Annotated in this window: 14 protein-coding genes and 1 pseudogene; 2 read left to right on the forward strand and 13 right to left on the reverse strand. The window is 50.6% G+C overall.

Going from position 1 to position 18,414, the window contains the following annotated elements:
• The 10 genes from BUB86_RS10985 to BUB86_RS11030 form a co-directional block, all read right to left on the reverse strand.
• Positions 1-684 (reverse strand): [Fe-S]-binding protein, encoded by a 684-nt coding sequence (locus BUB86_RS10985; RefSeq protein ID WP_073209440.1) that lies wholly within the window; start codon positions 682-684, stop codon positions 1-3.
• Complete coding sequence (locus BUB86_RS10990) at positions 677-1,057, reverse strand: hypothetical protein (protein ID WP_073209443.1); 381 nt, start codon at positions 1,055-1,057, stop codon at positions 677-679. The genes BUB86_RS10985 and BUB86_RS10990 overlap by 8 nt, the downstream gene beginning before the upstream one ends.
• Positions 1,057-1,395: a DUF3795 domain-containing protein gene (locus BUB86_RS10995; RefSeq protein WP_073209445.1), complete on the reverse strand. Its 339-nt coding sequence runs from the start codon at positions 1,393-1,395 to the stop codon at positions 1,057-1,059. The genes BUB86_RS10990 and BUB86_RS10995 overlap by 1 nt, the downstream gene beginning before the upstream one ends.
• Before the next feature lie 73 nt (positions 1,396-1,468).
• Entirely contained in the window at positions 1,469-1,825 is a 357-nt protein-coding gene (locus BUB86_RS11000; protein WP_073209447.1) for a hypothetical protein, read from the reverse strand.
• Position 1,826: 1 nt separating this feature from the next.
• Entirely contained in the window at positions 1,827-2,354 is a 528-nt protein-coding gene (locus tag BUB86_RS11005; RefSeq protein WP_081373219.1) for a CDP-alcohol phosphatidyltransferase family protein, read from the reverse strand.
• A gap of 20 nt (positions 2,355-2,374) precedes the next feature.
• Positions 2,375-2,923: a GyrI-like domain-containing protein gene (locus BUB86_RS11010; RefSeq protein WP_073209449.1), complete on the reverse strand. Its 549-nt coding sequence runs from the start codon at positions 2,921-2,923 to the stop codon at positions 2,375-2,377.
• Positions 2,924-3,024: 101 nt separating this feature from the next.
• A complete protein-coding gene (locus tag BUB86_RS11015; protein WP_073209451.1) occupies positions 3,025-4,044 on the reverse strand; it encodes an acyltransferase family protein in 1,020 nt (339 codons plus the stop codon).
• 53 nt (positions 4,045-4,097) lie between these two features.
• Positions 4,098-6,464 carry an outer membrane beta-barrel family protein gene (locus tag BUB86_RS11020; protein WP_073209453.1) on the reverse strand — a complete coding sequence of 789 codons (2,367 nt, stop codon included), beginning with the start codon at positions 6,462-6,464 and terminating at the stop codon, positions 4,098-4,100.
• Positions 6,465-6,615: 151 nt separating this feature from the next.
• Entirely contained in the window at positions 6,616-9,003 is a 2,388-nt protein-coding gene (locus tag BUB86_RS11025) for an outer membrane beta-barrel family protein (protein WP_081373220.1), read from the reverse strand.
• Positions 9,004-9,111: 108 nt separating this feature from the next.
• Positions 9,112-9,591, reverse strand: a complete 480-nt coding sequence (locus tag BUB86_RS11030; protein ID WP_175549485.1) for a GNAT family N-acetyltransferase — start codon at positions 9,589-9,591, stop codon at positions 9,112-9,114.
• Positions 9,592-9,974: 383 nt separating this feature from the next.
• Between BUB86_RS11030 and BUB86_RS11035 the strand changes: the two genes are divergently transcribed.
• A complete protein-coding gene (locus tag BUB86_RS11035; RefSeq protein ID WP_073209460.1) occupies positions 9,975-10,859 on the forward strand; it encodes a hypothetical protein in 885 nt (294 codons plus the stop codon).
• A 44-nt stretch (positions 10,860-10,903) separates the two neighbouring features.
• Positions 10,904-12,823, forward strand: a complete 1,920-nt coding sequence (locus BUB86_RS17040) for a PP2C family protein-serine/threonine phosphatase (protein ID WP_081373221.1) — start codon at positions 10,904-10,906, stop codon at positions 12,821-12,823.
• A 16-nt stretch (positions 12,824-12,839) separates the two neighbouring features.
• Here the strand turns inward: BUB86_RS17040 and BUB86_RS18015 are convergent, their stop codons facing one another.
• The 3 genes and pseudogenes from BUB86_RS18015 to BUB86_RS11050 all read right to left on the reverse strand — a co-directional run bounded on the left by BUB86_RS18015 (position 12,840) and on the right by BUB86_RS11050 (position 18,092).
• On the reverse strand, positions 12,840-14,450 hold the full coding sequence (locus BUB86_RS18015; protein WP_254795152.1) for a PAS domain-containing sensor histidine kinase: 1,611 nt from the start codon (positions 14,448-14,450) through the stop codon (positions 12,840-12,842).
• Positions 14,451-14,657: 207 nt separating this feature from the next.
• A pseudogene (locus BUB86_RS18305) lies at positions 14,658-15,347 on the reverse strand (transporter substrate-binding domain-containing protein); the annotation flags it as partial.
• 3 nt (positions 15,348-15,350) lie between these two features.
• Complete coding sequence (locus tag BUB86_RS11050) at positions 15,351-18,092, reverse strand: ATP-binding protein (protein ID WP_175549487.1); 2,742 nt, start codon at positions 18,090-18,092, stop codon at positions 15,351-15,353.
• Positions 18,093-18,414 lie beyond the last annotated feature (322 nt).

Below are 18,414 nucleotides of genomic sequence, written 5' to 3' on the forward strand. Positions count from 1 at the left end.
TCATTGTATTCTTATTGCTCGTTTCATATATGCTCGCGATTTTGGGCAACATGCCAGGCATTTCAAGCATGTGATACAGTTATAGACATCTACAATCTCATCCCTTGAAACGTTTGTGTTCCAGCACACTCCTTTCAGCACCTTTTGCGGGCATATATGATGGCAAGCCATGCAGCGATTGCATTTTGGTAGTAGGATAATGCTCTTAGCAGCCGTTAATGGTGCATCCGTCAGAACAGAACACAGGCATTGGGCTGCTCCATACTCTTTGGTGATGAAGAGATTATTTTTGCCAATATATCCGATACCACTCAGTAGAGCAATGGTTTTGTGTGGAAGGGCAGATGTCTTTGTTTCAAAATCGAAGGCTTTCTCTGCCATGAGTCCGTTATCAGATTGCGACAATGCCTTATAACCACTTGAAATGAGATTATTGGCCAATTTGTCAGCAATCATTCCTACCCTATTTTCTGTCTGTGTATATTCATCTTCTAACGTATGAGTATAATTGGGAGTGTTACACACCATCTCAAGGAAATGAGGATTAATGGCAATTCCTATCAGTATTGCAAAAGGGAGTCCTCGGTTTTGCTTCATATCCAACATGGAAATGTCAACGAATTGGATAATATCCACATGCTCGTTTCTTAGTTGCTGCTCAATTTCTATGTTGATGTTACTCATTGAATAATTTCTTTTTGTCATAGTAAAAAAACAAAATAACCAAACAGCAAATAAGTATAAACACCAGCCACGCAAATGGGTTATGAGGCATGAAGGCGACAGCCGCTATGCCATCAACGCTCAGTGCACCATATATCAACGTATATGGCCTACGTAGAAACGGATGCTCTTTGACTTGCTTATGTAGCATTGATATAAGCAAGCCGCACACTATCAGCAGCATGCCACACATTAGACTCATATAAGTCATTGCCTGCTGCTTTGCCGGACTTAGCACTTCCAGACCACCATTAATTAATGGTGTAAAAGTAGCTGCGATATGGATGACGCCCATGGTTGCAATCGCCATCGCAATAATACGGATATATTTCATTACTTCCCGCACAAATTCTCCTTTGCCTCGGCACTGTTCTCCCAAATGGCACCAACCTTTTTGCACGAGTTCTTGTCAGGACAGTCGCCACAAGTTTCGTAGCCTTTGGCGACTACACATTTATGCACCTCGCACATGTGGCTACAGAAGTAGAACTTCGGGCCTTCCAAGCGACATCCTACGCAATTAATACTCTCAGGTGTAATCTGATCCGTATGATTCATCTCGCACCACTTCTTTGCTACCTCGACGCGCATTTTGTCGTCATTCTTAATAGTGGCAAGGCGAGCCTCACAGGTCTCACAGTTAATGCCACAACATGCTATCAATTTATTCATATCTCATTATTCTTTTTTGTTTTCAATTGTAAATTTACGATTACTCAATGACGAAACTTCTTGATTTGACGTATTAAGTTTGACGCTGCAAAATTACTGATACTAGAGGATTATTCCAAATTTCTGTGATAAACAGCATCGATTTGTGACGAATGGGGTTTAGCACAACAATGGTAATGATTGCCATACGTGTTAAGGGAAAGCGACGGATGTAGCCTGTGGCAGAGAGGGCATAAAGTCCTGCCAGGCAGAAAGCGAGGACAAGACCTATGGTCAGGGCATACAGCATCCAAACATGTCCTGATACCATCTGATGCATGATTTCCCTGATGCCATAGGCTTCGAATGCCTCATCCAGAGCGAACAGGCAGCCGATGTGGCCAATGGCTATAAGGAAGTGGAGCACAGCTCCGAGTCGCAATCTTTTCATCTTATTTTATTATGGTGTCTAACAGTTGTCTGGTAATTTCTTCTCTCGCTAAAACGCAGCCTTCATGTATAGCAGCAAATGTGGCTACGATTGCAGCTATTGAGATGGGTGCGATAGACCACAGTGTCATGGGTACCGTAATGAATAGCAGGAATCCCGCCCACTTGTTCGCGAGGGTGTGAGGGAAGCAACAGCGCCCATACATCACAAGTGCTGAAAGCTGATTCACGACTTTAATCGCGACGATTACTCCTGCCCACAACCATAGCCATTGTGGCAGTTCGAGTATCGGCAGGAGCTTCCAGGCACAACATGCTACGAAGCAGATGTCTGCCACGCTATCTAGCAATGCTCCAGTCCTGGTAACGCACTTCAGTTTCCTAGCCAGCCACCCGTCGGCTATGTCGCTGATGCCGCAAACGATGTAAAGCACCCCAAAAAGAATGCTTGGCACATTGCTCAGTAGCAGAGCAACAGCTCCCACCATTCGGAGCGACGACAGGATATTCGGCAGGTGTTTCTTTGGCATTGTCTTTCTTATCCTTTATTTTATTCCAATGGCATCATCACGCCACACTGGTAATTGGGCGAGTCGATGTCGGTGCCGTTGTACCATTCCATCGTCATAGCGTTGTTGGGGCAATGGAATTCCGAGTACTGGGGCAGCCACTCCTTATAGAACATTTGGTATTGCTCTTGAAAGGCTTTCATGCCTCCCTCGAAATGCATCTTCAGCCACTTGCCACTATGAATAGGGAAAAGCTGCATTCCCTCAGGCACCCCACCACCTTTATATATTCCGCCGATGACGTATGTAAAGGTGTTCTTGCTGCAAGCACCAAAGTTTGCCTCCCAACAGGTTGCACAATTATGGTTGGGAGTGTCGCAGGTGCAGAGCCCGAACTCTCCGACACCATTGTCGATGGCTGCCTGCTGAAAGGGATCAGGTGCCTTGTGTTCCATAAAGACGGGTTTAATAATGCGTTCCACATACTCGCCCCAGAACTTAGGACATTCTTCCTGTCCCTTGCAGAATGCAATTTCCTTGGCCATGCCAATAATCTGCACATTCTCTAACGTAATAATCTCGTGTTTCATTTTTAATTATTTGTTTGACGCTGCGAAATTACGAATATTTGCGAATACCAACAAAAATCTGGGATATTCTGTCTGAAAAAGTGATGAATGGTAATTGTATCTTATAATACTTTCTTAAATCCAGGAATCATCTTGACCATCCATGTCAGGTGGAAGGAAAGAACTGTGGTGACCACACCGATGAAAAGGAATTTGCCAAAGGCTCCTATCCAAATGCTGTCCATAGCATTCTGCAAAACAATCATCAGTAGCAGGTGGAACATGTAGGCGCCATACGACTGGGCGGCGCACCATTGCCAGAAACGGGATGTGGTGCTAACGAATTCACGGAATAACCATATCAGGCCAAAGCTAATGAACACGCACATCAGTGACTCGTAGATGCCAAACCACTGCCACACAAAAGCGTCCCAAGGTCCACCGTCACGAAGATAATTGCCCATAGCTAATGCGATGCCAATGAGCAGAGCCATAAATCCTACACTATTACCCATCTTGTCGAGCCATTGAAAGCGATAGGCCAGGATGCCAAGAACGAACATCATGACATATTGGAGATAGTGTGCAGGCTCCATAGGGAGGGGGATGATGCCAAACGGCCAGATCCAATGGTCTTGTGGACTAACCTGACGGATAAAGTAGCTGCCTACACCCATCAGTAAGGCTACGATGAGTAGGCCTATGATAGTGGGCCTTGATTTACACTTTTTTTCTATTGGCGATATCCAATGCCGAATCAATGCATAGATGAGGCAGAATACTAGCAGACTCTCGACAAACCACATGTGGCCAATTTTTGGTTTACCAGTCAATATGCCGATGATAGCACCCATGAAGAGTAGGGGAATACCCAAGCGGAGCAGTTTCTTTTGGATAAACTGTTTGGTTCCTTGTTTGTCGAAACTCCTGGGCACGAAATAGCCCGAAATAAAGAAATAGAGTCCCATGAAGAAGGCAGCGTTGGTAGAGAAGAAATGCCAAATCCAAGGCATAAATTCTGCTGGATTGGATGGTGTATAAGCCCATGCGCCACCATTGCCGTAAGCCTGACCGGCATGGTGCATAATCACCAAGACGGTCAGGCAGACCTTCAGATTGTCAAGATAGAAAAGACGTTTCATTGGTGCAAAATTACGAAGAATTTCGATTATTGCCAAATAATTATGCTATTTGATTACATTCTTGCCTTCTGCTTCTCTCCGGCACCAGAGCCACGATATTTAGAGCGGGCCTCGTTGAACTTCCAGGTAAGGTCAAGCACAAAGGTGCGACGGGCAGGATTGTGCGTAGTCAGCTCTCGATAACCGAAGACGATGGCATCGGTCTTGTTGGTATGGAAGATATCGCTGCAACGCAAGTCGAAAGTGAGTGTACCCATACGCTTCAAGTTGAAATCACGCTGCAGTCCTACGTTGGTGAAAAGGCGAGTGCTGGTCATGCGGAAGTTGTTGTAGTCACCCTTCGAGTACCACTGGAGTGAGGCGTTGAGCCGGAAACCGTGTGGCAATTCGATGTCGTTCTGCCAACCAAGAATAAACCAAGGATGGTTCAACGTGATGGTGGAGCCATCGGCCGTAGGCGATTTGAAATCTTGCAACTGAGTGATGATAGTCCACATAGGATGCCAGCAGCCGATGGTAGGCCGTGCTGATAACTGGATGCTGAACTTGTTGTAATCCTCCCAGCTGTTGATGGGACGCACAAGGCTGACAAGGGGATCTTCTGAACCAGGGAAAGGCTCTGTCGACATAGTGAGGGCATCCTTCACGCGGCCATAGTTCAGCATCAGGTTCGCCCATTTATAGGCAGCATTGAGCACCAGGCTATGGGTATAAGTCGGCAACAGATATGGGTTACCGCTCTGGTAAGTATAGCGGTTGACGTAAACCGTCGAACTGGTCAGATTGGCATAGTTAGGACGCTCGATGTCACGACGGTAGGAGAGGGAGAGTTGTGCTTTGCCTACAGGGGCAGAGATGACCGCCGTAGGGAACCAGTCGCCATAGTCGCGGCAGACTTCATCCTCCTTCTTACCGAAGTTGAAGTAGTCGTTTGTCAGATGCTCATAGCGCAGTCCTACCTGTGCATAGACTTTGCCAAAAGAGCGACCATACTCCAGGAAGGCAGCTGATGATTTCTCATTAATCTCTGTGTCGGTGGTCTTCACAGGCACATAGTCGCTAGCCATAAACGAGTAGGCGTCGGTGCGATGATTATAGCTATATTCGCCACCCAGAGAGAGATTACCTTTCCATACAGGATAGGAGAGGATGAGTTTTGTGGCCCAGAAGTTGTTGCCGCTGAGGGTGTTGCTCTCGATGGTACGAGGAGCTGTAGTGTCTCCAGATGCAGGGGATGTCTGCTCCGTGGTACTACCAGGCGTCTTGGTGTCGTCAAAGAGTCCGTCGATATTGAGGTCGATACCCAGATTGCCCACCTTGCCATTATAGTAGGCATTGAAGATGTGTTTGCTGAAACTCTCATCCTGCCAAATGCGACTTTCTGAATGCTCCGTGTATTTGCCTTTCACGTAGTTGTCGGTAAAGAACATACTGTTGAAGTCGCTGCTGGGGTGGCGGTCGTATTTATAAAAGGCACCGAAGCTGTGGTTCTCGTCGACCATATAGTTCAATTGCAATTGCGGTGAATAACCTTTCCAGATGCTCTTCGATTCCTGCGAGTTGTTGCTCTGGATGTAATCCGGGCCTACAAAGTAGGTGAGCTCATGCTCCTGCAACGATTTTGCATGACCGTAGCGCCCTGCCCACAGCGAGGCGGTAATGTCGAGACCGCCTGTGCGGTAGTTCACATCCAGGTTGTTCGTCAGCGTGTGACCATACTGGTATATGCCACTGAAATAGTCCTGAAACGAGAAACCTTCGCCCTGTGCCTTCTTTAGCGTGATGCGAACTACGGCTTTGGTCGATGCCTTATAGCGGGCACCTGGGTTCTGAACTACATCTACATGCTGGATTTGGTCAGAACGCAGGCGAGAGAGTTCATTCAGATCCTGTACCTTACGACCATTGATATATACCTCAGCATCGCCGCGTCCCAGCACCGTCACACTACCGCCGCGTTCAGTCTCAATCGATGGTATCTTTCCTAAGGCATCGCTTACGGTTCCGGCTTTCTCCAAGATGGTTCCAGCCACAGTGGTACGCATGGCATCACCTTTGGCATGTGTCTTGGGCAGCTGACCTTTTACTACAACTTCGCTGAGCAGTTGCGTGTCCTCCTTCATCTGGATAGTCAAGTCCTGACCTGCCTTTATATATAAGGTTTGATAGCCCACGCTAGTCACCTTAAACAGGCCCTCGTTAACATCCGTCACAATCTTAAACACACCGTCCATGTTCGTCATGCTTCCCTGAACAAAAGCAGAGTCAGGCAGCGACAGAAGTACCACGTTTACAAAGGGCATCGGCTCGCCCTTCTCGTCAATCACTCGTCCGCCAAAGTCTTGAGTCTTGGCGAAGCTCATCATTGTCATCATTATTGCAGCCATCAGAACTGCTAGTCTTACGTTAATTCTTTTCATCTTTTCAAATTTATATTTTTCTTATTTTTTATTCTTTATATCCCCGCCGCCCAAGAAACACCGAGTTTCGCGGTTTTCGACCGCAAAGATATGACATACTATTTGATTCTCCTAATTTCTGGGATATACGGTGTAAAAATGTGACGAATGGCTAATTGCTACTCATTCTCTGACGCTCTGCCTGTCCGGCACCAGTGCCCTTGTACTTGCTCTTCGAGGCGTTGAAGGTGTAGCGCAGCGAGATGTTCAGACGGTGGTTGCTGCGCACCGCGTTTTCTGTCATCTGATAACCGCCACAGTCCATGTGTATGGTCTGAGTGCTACGCTGCAACACGTCGTTGATGCTGGCACGCAGACAGAGAGCGTCATTCTTCAGCCAATATTTCTGAACCACGAAGCCAAGATTATATGAGGCAGACTGCATCCGGAAGTTGATGACATCACCCTTGGTCATGATGTTCATGTTGGCCTCCAGTTGCCAACGGTGCGGCAGACGGAAGGTGTTGTTCAGGTCGATGAAGAAGATGGGCTTCGTGTAGGTCTCCTTTACCTTACCTGTTTCTGAGCGCGGATCGTCAAATTCCATCGTGTTCCAGAACTTCTGTCCACCAACAGTCCAGTTGGGACTCCAGATGCCGAAGGTGGGATTGGCAGAGAGGAAGACGGCCAGATTGCGCACTGGGTCTGCCAGATTCACGCGTTTAATCATAATCATCCCCTCGTTATTATATGCGCAAGGCAGTTGTGTCAGCGTGTTATCGCGACGCTCGTAGGCCGCAAAGAGGTTCAACCACTTATAGCGGGCATTGAGGCTCACTTCTTGCATAGTGGCGTTTTTCAGCGTCGGATCACCCTGCAACAGCGTGTAGGAGTTGATATAGGTGATGCGGTCGCTCAGACTGTTATAGTCGGGACGGATGGTCTTGAAACTATAGGCTACCGAAGTCTGCACGGGTCCGAACTGTCTGGCCCACGACAGACTGGGGAAGAACTCGTCTTGATAGCGCGTCATATTGTTGGCAGCATCGAGATGATCTGTATAGTCGAACCCCACATGCTCATAGCGCAAACCTGCACTGAAGTTACCCACCTTCTCCAGGTTGAAGTTATAGGCCACGAAGGCAGCTATATTGTTCTCCTTCACCTTCGAGTCGGAAGCTGGCAGGGGATAATTGGTGATGCTGGAACTGTTTTCGCGTGTTACAAACGAGAGCTCCGTACCTGCCTCTAATTGTCCTTTCCAGATGGGGTGGGTCAGCACGAGTTTCGTAGCCCACAAAGCTGTGAAAGTGCTATTGTCCTGCTCCATCGCGTTGTGGTCAGTATGATTAACGAGTTCGTTGATATGATTATCCACGTTAGTCTTGTCCGTCAGGAAATCCACGTTCAGGTCAATTCCCATTTTACCTACCTTACCATTGTAATATGCATTGCCTTCCCAGTTATATAAGGTGTGGCGATGCTCGTCTTGAGTAGAATAATTATGCTCCTTCTTCTGGAGCGGCTGGCGCTCGATGTCTGTCTCCACCATCAGGTCTGTGGTGGCGTTGAAACGGTCATTGCGTTGGATTCTGACGCCAACAGAGTGGTTTTCGGCTATCTGCCAGTTGAACCCCAGGTTATAGTCAATCCCATTGTTCTTAAAATGATTCCTCGAATGAGAATTCTGAACGATGTTCAAGACTCCCTTATCAGTAGGCAGATAGTTCGACTGGTCATCATAGTAAAGTGACGTCTGGTCCCATTTCCAATAGTTCACCATACCAAATAGGTCGAGGTTGTTATGGCGGTAGCGCAGGTTCAGCTGGGCACTGGGGTCGCTCTCGCCAAACCTCAGATCCTGATTCAGACCTGTATTCACGTCGAAACCGAAACCGTCGCCCTCTCTGCGGATGGTCTTGATCCTCACGACAGATGATATCGTAGCATCGTATTGCGCACCTGGATTGGTAATCACTTCCACACTCGCAATCTCCTCTGAACGCAGCCGTTTCAGTTCTTCTTTGTCGTGCATCTTGCGGCCATTAATATAAAATATAGGTGTACCCTTGCCCAGCACTTCCAGTTCGTCGCCCTTCAGAGTCATACCAGGCACCTTGGCCAACATCTCCTTGGCTGTTCCCGAGGTTCCAAGAATAGTCCCCTGGATGGTGGTTACCATCGAGTTGCCCGTCAGTTTCGTCTTTGGCATCTGGCCTTTTACGATAATCTCACTAAGCATCGGCAGGTCTTCCTCCATTTGGATGGTCCCCACATTCGTACCTTTTACATCCACGTATTGCGTACGATAGCCGATAAACGAGAGTCGTAGGATGCAACACGCATCTGTTGTCTGAATTATAAACGCACCATTCTCGTCGCTCGTAGCACCCTGGATATAGGTAGAGTCTGCCGTGAGCAGCGTCACGCTTACAAATGGTAGTGGTTCACCATTCTGGTCTATTACTCGTCCACCTACATCCTGTGTCTTGGCCTGAGTTGTCAGGCTCATCATCATTGCGGCCATCAAGGCCATCATTTTCAAACTTAACTTTTTCATATCTCTGCAATTTTGAATAATTTGCCTGTTTGACGAAGCAGAGATATGTTAAAGTTGCGACTTATCCCTCAATTTGTGACGAATGGTACGATTCTGTGACGAATGGTATCAATTTAATTCCATTTCTTTTCCCGTCCATTCTTCTCCATCAATGAAGTAGGAGTCAGTACCGATGACCTGAAACCCAACGGACTCATAGCAATGGAGAGCCGACGGGTTATTGTCGAATACGCCAAGCGTTATCTTTTTAGCTCCAAATACATTCTTTGCTTTCTGGATGGCTAGTTGCAGCATCTGTTTGCCATAACCCTTGCCTCGCAGATTGTCATCTACGATGACGAATCCTAAACGAATGACAGTCTTCGAAGGATCAGGATAGCGAAGCATGATATGCCCAACGACATTGCCATCATCGTTGATGGCAGTAAAGGGGAAAATATTATCTGTTGCATATTGAGCCAACATATCTTCTGGCTTTGGAGGATACACAGGATATCTGTCTGCACTCCACTTGCGGAATGCAGTTTTGTCCTTTATCCACGAGAGGATAATAGGAGCATCATCGATTGTGAATGGTCTTAATGTCATACTTATATCGACCTCTATTCTCATTTCACAATCTGTCCCACCACCCAAGATGGAATGGCAAAGCGTTACGGTGAAGCGCTTGTCTTTCCACAAACTGTGCAGCGAATTAGTGGTTTATTATAATCAACAAACGTTTAAATCTTATTATTTAATTCTTTTTTCGTTCAGAGAAAAATAAATTCTGCTCGTAATATTTGTAACGAAAGGAATAGATATGCTATTGACGGGGTGGAAAGTCGTGTTTTGCCTTTATTTTAGACAGAATTGCGTTCGCCCGGCCTAAAAAGACGCTTTGCTTGCAAAGAATTATCAAAATCCGTTGTTTTTTTAAGCTTTTTTTGTATCTTTGCAGCCGAGAAAAAGTCAAACAAAGCATTGAATCTATGGATACAAATACCAATCTCAAAAAATGGTTGTGGCCGGTGGTCATCGGCGCGCTGGTGGCGGTAGTGCTACTGGCGGTGGCACTAAGCTATGCGGTTCGGGCAGAGCGTAACGCGCGCTATGTCGGCATGATGAACGTAGTGGCGGAGAAACTGTCGAAGACCGTCAGGGGTGTGGAGATGAATGCGGAGAACGTGTTTGACGAGGTGGCGAAGCACTTGGAGTCGCCACAGACTGTCATCGCGGCCCTCGGTAGTAAGACCAGCCTGAACCCTGACGTCATCGGCTACTTTGCGGCCTTCGTGCCCAACTATTTCCCGCAGGAGGGTCGGTGGTTTCAGCCATACGTGCACCAGGGCGACTCGACGGAGTTCGTGCTGACACTGGTGGGCTCGGCACGCCACGACTATACCACATCGACGTGGTACGTGCAAGGCGAAAAGGAGAAGGAGAGCTTCTGGTCGGAGCCGTATTATTACGAAGATAATCTGAACGTGGTCAGCGGCTACTACATGACGTTTGCCACGCCCATCTTCGACGCGCAGGGCCGCTTGGCATGCGTCTGCGGAGCTGACATGACGCAGGAGTGGATGATAGACCAGTTGCGGAAGATAGAGGACGAGGTGAGGAACGACGAGCTGCTGAACAATAATCGGTTGCCTGGGAACGACGATTTCTTCATCGTCATCCTGAACGACGATGGAACCAGCTTCGCCCACCCCGACGGGAACATTGTCGCCATGAGTGATGAGGCGTTCGTCGCCAGCCTGAAGAAGCACGATCGCGGCGTGGCCGAACTGGAGGTGAACGGCGTGCCGTCACGTGTCTACTACACCCCACTGAAGCGCACCCACTGGTCGGTGGCTATCGTCGTAAAGAAATAAAGAAAAACGTATTCGTCGAGTTAATAGTTAAGAGTTAAGAAAAAATGCTGAGCATGCTGAGGAGACTTTACGTGGCCGTGCTGACGGCCGTCATGGCGACGCTGACCGCAGCGGCGCAGACATCGGGTGATGGCGGCAACGCGACAGGCGGTGATGACCGCATCGCACAGCTGGAGAAGGAGATGTACCGCTACTACAGTTCGAACGCTACCGACAGCTTCATGCTCATCACCGACCAGCTAATAGAGGCGTGCCGCAAGGCAGGACCCAGCCAGGAGCGGCTGTTCTACAAGGCATGGTCGAACCAAGCCATCTACAGCTTCAACAGGGTAAACCGCACGCGTGGTCTGGAGCTGGCCAACCAGATTCACGACTACGCCTACCAGCACGATAGCAAGTTCGGACTTTACACATCCACGTACGCTTTGGCCACCATGTCGTCGAGCCTGCGCCACTTTGCCCAGGCCGAGCACGAGTTCACTGAGGCCATCAACTACCAGCATCGTTTCTTCCCAGACGAGAGCGCCGCCGCCCCCTACCTCGGAATGGCGAAAATCTACGTCAATCTGGAAAAGCCCGAGAAGGTGCTCGACTGCGCCCGCAAGGCACTGGCCGAGCCCAACGTCATTCTGCAGCACAGGCTGTCGGCGTGGACCTATATTTGTATTGCGTACTCCAACGACCTGTACAGCCGCGATGACTTCAACCGTGCCTACGCCGAGCGCGAGAAACTAAAGCGCGAGAACGGCCACGATGACACCTTTGGGACCATCGTCAACTACTTCTATGCCATGAAGAACGGCCGCTACGCCGAGGCCCTGGACATCGCCTCCAGCATCAAGAGCGGCAGCGACCGCCTGCAATTCATGTCCAAAGCCTACGCCAGCCTCGGCGACTACCGGCAGGCCTACCTCTACAAGAAGCGCCACATGGAATATCGCGACTCTATCAACACCGCCGAGGTGCAGCAGATGTCCTACGAGTACGCCACACAGATTGACGTGACACGGGCGGAAAACGAGGCCAAAAACCTGCGACTCTCCAAGCTGGACCTGCAAATACAGGCCGCCATAGCCATTTTCCTCATCACCCTCGCCTTCTTCATCTTCTACTATTTCCGCCGCCGCAAGCAGATGCGGGAACTGCGCCACGCCTACAACCAACTGGCTGACACGACCACTGCCAAGGAGCGCATCGACAGCGAACTGCGCATCGCACGCGACATCCAGATGTCGATGGTGCCCCGCACCTTCCCTGCATTCCCCGACCGCCGCGATATCGACCTTCACGCCGCCATTGTGCCCGCCAAGGAAGTAGGCGGCGACCTCTATGACTTCTTCCTCCTGGACGACCGTCTCTACTTCTGCGTGGGCGACGTCAGCGGCAAGGGCATCCCCGCCTCGCTCACCATGGCTGTTGCCGTCAACCTGTTCCGCACTGTCGCCAAGGAGGGATTCCCCCCAGAGGTCATTGCCACCAAACTGAACGATACGATGTCCGTCAACAATGAGAACGCTGTCTTCGTCACCATGTTCATCGGCATCATTGACCTCAAGACCGGCCACCTCGACTATTGTAACTGCGGCCATAACGCGCCCGTCTACGGCGAGCGCCGCATGCACACCGCACAGACCGTATTCAGCTTCCTCGACGTCGAGTCCAACGTCCCCATCGGACTCTGGCCCGACTACACTTTCGTCGGAGGCCACCTCGACGACATCCGCGGCAGTTCGCTCTTCGTCTATACTGACGGCGTCAACGAGGCCGAGAACCACATGCAGGAGCAGTTCGGCGAGAAGCGTATGCTCCGTGTACTCCGCGAGTCCACACAGCCCTTCGGCGAGCGTACCCCCAAGACACGCTCCCACTTCCTCATAGACGAAATGAAATGCGCCCTCGACGCCTTCGTCGACGGCGCCGAGCAGAGTGACGACCTCACCATGTTCTGCGTCAGCATAAAATAGGGGTGAGGGCTAAGAATTAGGCGTGGTTCTCGCAGGGAATCCAAAGCCAGAAGGTGGAGCCACGGTCTTCGCCAGCGCTGATAACGCCGATGTCGCCTCCACAACTATCGGCAATCGACTTACAAATGGCTAGTCCCATGCCTGTGCCCTGTACAAACTCGTTGAGCTTGACGAAGCGGTCGAATACTATCTTTTGTTTGTCCTTAGGAATACCTATGCCGGTGTCCTCGCAGTAGAGGTACATGCCATGCTTCTCGTAGCGGTAGCCCAGTCGGACATAGCCCTGTTCGGTGAACTTCACGGCATTGGTGACGAAGTTGGTGAGCACCTGCTGGATGCGCTCGAAATCGAGCGTGGTGACGAAGGTATCGTAGGGATTCTCCTTGATGAACTTCAGCTCCTTGCCTTGCACGCGCTGCTGGAGGGTCAGGCAGATGTCGTCAAAGGCAGTGGCAAAGTCGATGGTTCCGGGTTTGATGGTGAGCGTACCGCCGCTGATGGACGAGGCCTCGATGATGTCGTTGATGAGTCGCTGCAGCATGTCGCTGGAGTTTCGGATGATTCGGACGTACTCGCCACGCTCAGGATTGTCGCCCAGCGTGTCGAGGACGCTGGTAAATCCGGCGATGGCGTTCAGTGGCGTGCGCAACTCGTGGGTCATTGACGCCATAAAGCCACTCTTCAGCCTAACACTCTCGTCGGCCAACGTGGTGACAGCCTGCAACTGTCGGCGGGCCTCCTCGATCCTGGTGTTATCGACGATGATGCGCATCCTGCCGTCGTCGCCTTGCTCTAAGTGGCGGTCGCTATGTTCCAAGAGGAAGGCCAGAGTCTGCTTCTTACGCTCAATATCGGTCATGATGGCCTGCACCTCCTTGTCGTGCAGATGGCGGTCGTGGTCGCGGTTGCGGTCATCGGTGATGTCGAGCGCGGTAATGAAGTAGTTGCAGATCTCGCCATCGCTATTGAACAGCGGCAGGATATAGAGCTCTATGTAGCGATTGATACCCATCTCGGGGTATTCCATGTGCTGGCAGATGAGCAAGTCATTGCGGTTGTCGGGCGAGTAGATGTTGCGGAACAGCGGGACATCGAACATGCAGACGGTCTCCCAGAATCGCTTGTTCTCGGGATTCTCATCGGTCATGCTGCAGAGTTCCCGCATGTTATCGTTGAGGTCCATGAGAAAGCCGTTTTTGTCGTAGAACGACATGGCGATGAACGGGATGTTCGACAATTGCTCGTACTTCTTGACGAGTTCGCGCTCGGCCTTATTCTCCTCGAGGTCGTGGGTGACGTCGTGGATGGCGTTGACGACATAGGCGGGATGCCCCTCGTTATCGAGCTCTAGGATGGCATGGCCATGGAAACTGAGCCAATGGGGGTCGTCGTCGGTGGCGCTGTTGAACAGCTTGTTCAGCACGAACTGGCGCTCACGGCCTTCGGTCAGGCGCTTCATCTTCTGGGTGAACTCTTGTTGCTGGCTGGGATGGATGTGGTTGGTGAATTCCTCTAATGTCAGGCCTTCATTGGGCAGTATCTGGCCGTACCTGTTGGTCATCCGGTCGTTCTTGATGTCATAGACCATAATGATGAAGTTGCCCATGTGCAGGGCCTTGTACATCATACCATTCAACTCCGTCGATTTGTGGGCGGCGCTCCGCACGTGGGCCTTCGCCAGCCGCGCGAAAAAGTAGCAAAGGGCCGTCAGTAGCAATACGGCGGCGATGATGTAATAGACGATTGGCGACGAGTGGTCGTGGACGCGCTCGGGATGGAACCAGCGATCCTGAATGGCAGCAATCTCGCCCCTCTGCTTCAGGCGCGAGTACTGGTCGTCTATCTGTTCAATCAATTGCCGGTCGCGGCCAATGATATGGATCTCGGAGATGGGGATGCCCACGTCGTTAAGCGCGATGCCCTCGAGGTTGAGTTCCTTGATTTTCCACTTCAACGGCTCCTCGCCCCACACGTAGTATTTGTAGTCGCCGTTGAGCACGCCCAAAAGTGCCACCTTGGGCGTCTGGAACTCCATACGGCTGTTGCGCATCGTATCGCCGTCCATGAAGTAGAAGGCAGAGTAATCGCTGGGCTTGAAGACGGCACCATCACGCTCCAACTGACTGAGCGACACCATACCGACGGAATCGGAGTGCGTGGCCACGCGGATGCGATTGTAGTTGACGATATTCTCCGAGAGGACGTAGGGCTCGCGACGGTAGCGGCGGGCATTGGCCAGGATGATGTCGGCATCACCGCGCTCGAAGGTCTTCAGGGCGATGCTCCAGTCTTTCATCACGAACCGGCAGGGCAGGTTCAGCTCTTTCATCACGGCCTGCATCACATCGATATTGCTGCCCGAGGGCTGCCCCTTGTCGTTCAGGAACTCATAGGGCGCCTTGTCCCAGTCGCAGACAATGATGACGGGCCGCTGATTGGTGTACGTGTCGGAGAGCTGCTGCGCCATTGACCTGATGGCAGTGGCACTGAGCAACAATATAATATAGGTATATAGACGTTTCATGGGCTAAGCGGTTTTCTTGCGTTTAATGACTGAGGCGTGACACGGAATCATGATGTAGATGGTGGTGCCCGACCCCTCTTCCGAACTGATTTCTAAGGTGCCGCCCATCTGGCTGACCAGCTCCTTGGTGATGGCCAGGCCCAGACCTTTGGTGTTGTGGGCACCGCCCAGTTCCTCCTTGATACGGATAAGCTCGGCCTCGGGGATACCCTCGCCCGTGTCATCGACCGAGATGATCAGTCGGCGGCCGATGTAGTCGTAGCGGGCCCTGACGGTGCCCCGCTTCGTATGCTGCGCGGCGTTGCACGTCACCTGTTCGATGACGTGGCCAAGGTTCTCGGCATCGATGTCAACGGTCAGTTGCTCGTAAGGATTCTCCACGATGTAGTTGGTGTCGGCATTCATGAATTTCATCCATCCCGTAGCGCACTGTGACTCAAACAACTCAGCGAAGTTCTGCGGCTGCCGGTTGATTTCGACCATCCGTGCCTCCAGGCGCGACAGGTAGAGGATGTTGTCAACGATGTGCAACAAGTAGTCGGCATTCTGCTGGATGACCTTACACAGTTCCGGCTCGTTGGCCGAAAAACTGTCGTCGTTGATTTGCGCCACGTGTTCAACTACAGCACTCATCGGAGTGCGAATCTCCTGCACCATGTTCTTTACGAAACTGTTCTTTGTATTCTCCACCTCCTGCACCTTTGCAGTTTGCAGATTCATTTGACGCTCAATCCAGTCCATCTCGCTAATGTCGCGCAGCATACCGCAGTACTCCATCACCTTACTATCGTTGTCGTGGCAGGGCTCTAAGCGGAAATACAGAATCAAGGGCCTTCCGCCCGTCGAGCGGAGGGTAGTCCTAATATTATATTCTATCACCTTGTCTTCATAATCGTCCATATCGCTCAACAGGCGCATGGCCTGTCGCTGTGACTGCTCGTCGACCAGTGTCATACAACGTGTCTGCGTCAACGCATGCTGGATGGTGTCGTTACCCCGGTAGATAGTCAGTGTGTGGGAGTCGGGCGAGTAGGTGACTTTACGGATGTCGGTATCGCCGATGGCGGCGTTGAGAATCTCGATATATTGTCGTTGCTCTTCGTGCAACGCGTCAATCTTCTTCTGGCTTTCCTGCTCCTGGTCTTTGCTGCTGACCGACGTGGTGATGTCGCGACAGAAGGCGAAAACACCCAACATCTCGCCGGCATCGTCGTGGATGGTCATCAGGCGGAACTCGGTTATCATGTCGTGGCCGACGGTCTGGGTGGCCTGGTATCCGTTCACGTCTTCCATATCCTGCATGTCGATGTTGAACATCGAATGGATGTCAACACCCTTTTCAATGATTTCCTCGGCATTGCATCCGAAGATGTCGCAGGCCTTGGGGTTGATGTTGACGAGCCGGCCGTCCTTGTTGAAGAGGATGATGCCCAAAATCGGGGTGTAGAAGATGGACCAGTAGCGTAGCGTACGCTCTGCATCGAGCCGCTTCTGCTGCTGTTCCTCCGTCACGTCCTTCTTGGTGCCGATGATGACGGCGGGGTTGCCCTTCTTGTCGCGGCTCAATACAGACAGCACGATGTGGTAGTCGCGGTCGTTGGTGTCACCACCTTCCGTGTCCTTGGCACGCAGGTTCAACTCTATCTCTTTCTCTTCCTCATCGGTCTTTCTGGTCTCAGCGAGTTTTTCTAAGGCCGACTTCAGACTGACGAAATCCTCGTGACTGTATCGCTGCGAGAATTCCTCCATCGAGTACGTGTAGGCCACCTGTCCGTTGTCGTTGTGCCAGGAGAACCGGTTCGTCTTGATATCATAGGTCCAGATGTGTACCTGACTGGTCTGCAAAATCAGCGCCAGACGATTGTTGCGCTTGACGTTCTCGAGTTTTATCTTCCGGTTTTGGATATGGTAACTGATGCCATAGACGGCCATGAAGACGAGTAGCAGCAGGCCGCCGCCCAGCAGATACCACAGTCCTTTCGACTCTTCCATATCCTGCCGCTCGGGATAGAACCACTTATCCTGCAAGGGTTGTATCTTTTCATTGGTATAGAGTTTTGTATAGGTCTCGTCGAGTTTGTCGAGCAGTTGTTGGTTGTTCGACATGAACTTGTACTCTCCATGAGGCATGTTGACAGGCGTCAGTTCAAGGTCGTCGATATGGTAGCGGTTCATCAGCCATTTTAGCGAAAGGGTATTCCACACAATCTGTCCCTCGCCCTTGGCGCTGACCTCCTGAATGGCTTCGCTCATGTCCCCGACGGGAATGGCATTCTCGCCCCACCCGTATTCCAGCATTAAGTGATAGACCAGCGAACTGTCGCAGACTATTACCTGATGATTGCTTAGGTCGCGGAAGCGCTTGATGACCACCTCTTTATTCTTCGGTGTCACCACGCTTTGGGTGAAGAGTGTGACAGCATTTTTCGAGAATTTTCCAAACTCGTCGTGGAATCCTACGGCCAGTCCCAGCATAAGGTCTGATTTCCCTTCCTTCAGGTCGCGGAAGGCTTCCGACGACGGTTTCAGCCTGATCACATAGGGAATGTCCAGCTCCTTCATGATGAGCCGAATCAAGTCGACGTTGAAGCCGTCGGGGTCGCCGTTGTCGTTCAGAAACGAGTAGGGCCACAGGTCCCATACATCTTCATAAATCAGCGGATTGTTCACTGAGAAGACCCGTGTGGTGTCCGATTGGGCAAATGCTACTGCCAATGAGAGATGTACAGAGAGCAGTAGCATCATTACTCTCTTGTACCATGATATTTTATGGCATGTGGTTTTATGCATATCGTACATCTGTTTGAAAAACACCTAAATCACTGCAAACGGTGCAAGCCTGCCGAGGCGCTGCCCGTTCTCGCACGCTTCGCGTGCAAAGATACAAAAAATCCAGCAAACTCCGTCTATTAATGACATTAAAAATGTGGTAAAATTTGGTTTCGCCCCATTTTTGCCTCAAAACACTTGTTGTAAAGGTACGACGAATACTCGACGAAGTGGTAGATAAAGAAGTATATCTATAAGAGGTAGGAAGTCAGGTAAATAAACTAGGTTTATTCGCGAT

The organism is Xylanibacter ruminicola (genome assembly GCF_900142525.1).
In the GTDB taxonomy this organism is placed as follows: Bacteria; Bacteroidota; Bacteroidia; order Bacteroidales; family Bacteroidaceae; genus Prevotella; species Prevotella ruminicola_A.

Bases quoted from the DNA above. Each gene is read 5' to 3' on its own strand.
- BUB86_RS10985 (WP_073209440.1), bottom strand. From the start codon at position 684: ATGAGTAACATCAACATAGAAATTGAGCAGCAACTAAGAAACGAGCAT.
- BUB86_RS10990 (WP_073209443.1), bottom strand. From the start codon at position 1,057: ATGAAATATATCCGTATTATTGCGATGGCGATTGCAACCATGGGCGTC.
- BUB86_RS10995 (WP_073209445.1), bottom strand. From the start codon at position 1,395: ATGAATAAATTGATAGCATGTTGTGGCATTAACTGTGAGACCTGTGAG.
- BUB86_RS11000 (WP_073209447.1), bottom strand. From the start codon at position 1,825: ATGAAAAGATTGCGACTCGGAGCTGTGCTCCACTTCCTTATAGCCATT.
- BUB86_RS11005 (WP_081373219.1), bottom strand. From the start codon at position 2,354: ATGCCAAAGAAACACCTGCCGAATATCCTGTCGTCGCTCCGAATGGTG.
- BUB86_RS11010 (WP_073209449.1), bottom strand. From the start codon at position 2,923: ATGAAACACGAGATTATTACGTTAGAGAATGTGCAGATTATTGGCATG.
- BUB86_RS11015 (WP_073209451.1), bottom strand. From the start codon at position 4,044: ATGAAACGTCTTTTCTATCTTGACAATCTGAAGGTCTGCCTGACCGTC.
- BUB86_RS11020 (WP_073209453.1), bottom strand. From the start codon at position 6,464: ATGAAAAGAATTAACGTAAGACTAGCAGTTCTGATGGCTGCAATAATG.
- BUB86_RS11025 (WP_081373220.1), bottom strand. From the start codon at position 9,003: ATGAAAAAGTTAAGTTTGAAAATGATGGCCTTGATGGCCGCAATGATG.
- BUB86_RS11030 (WP_175549485.1), bottom strand. From the start codon at position 9,591: ATGACATTAAGACCATTCACAATCGATGATGCTCCTATTATCCTCTCG.
- BUB86_RS11035 (WP_073209460.1), top strand. From the start codon at position 9,975: ATGGATACAAATACCAATCTCAAAAAATGGTTGTGGCCGGTGGTCATC.
- BUB86_RS17040 (WP_081373221.1), top strand. From the start codon at position 10,904: ATGCTGAGCATGCTGAGGAGACTTTACGTGGCCGTGCTGACGGCCGTC.
- BUB86_RS18015 (WP_254795152.1), bottom strand. From the start codon at position 14,450: ATGATGTACAAGGCCCTGCACATGGGCAACTTCATCATTATGGTCTAT.
- BUB86_RS11050 (WP_175549487.1), bottom strand. From the start codon at position 18,092: ATGATGCTACTGCTCTCTGTACATCTCTCATTGGCAGTAGCATTTGCC.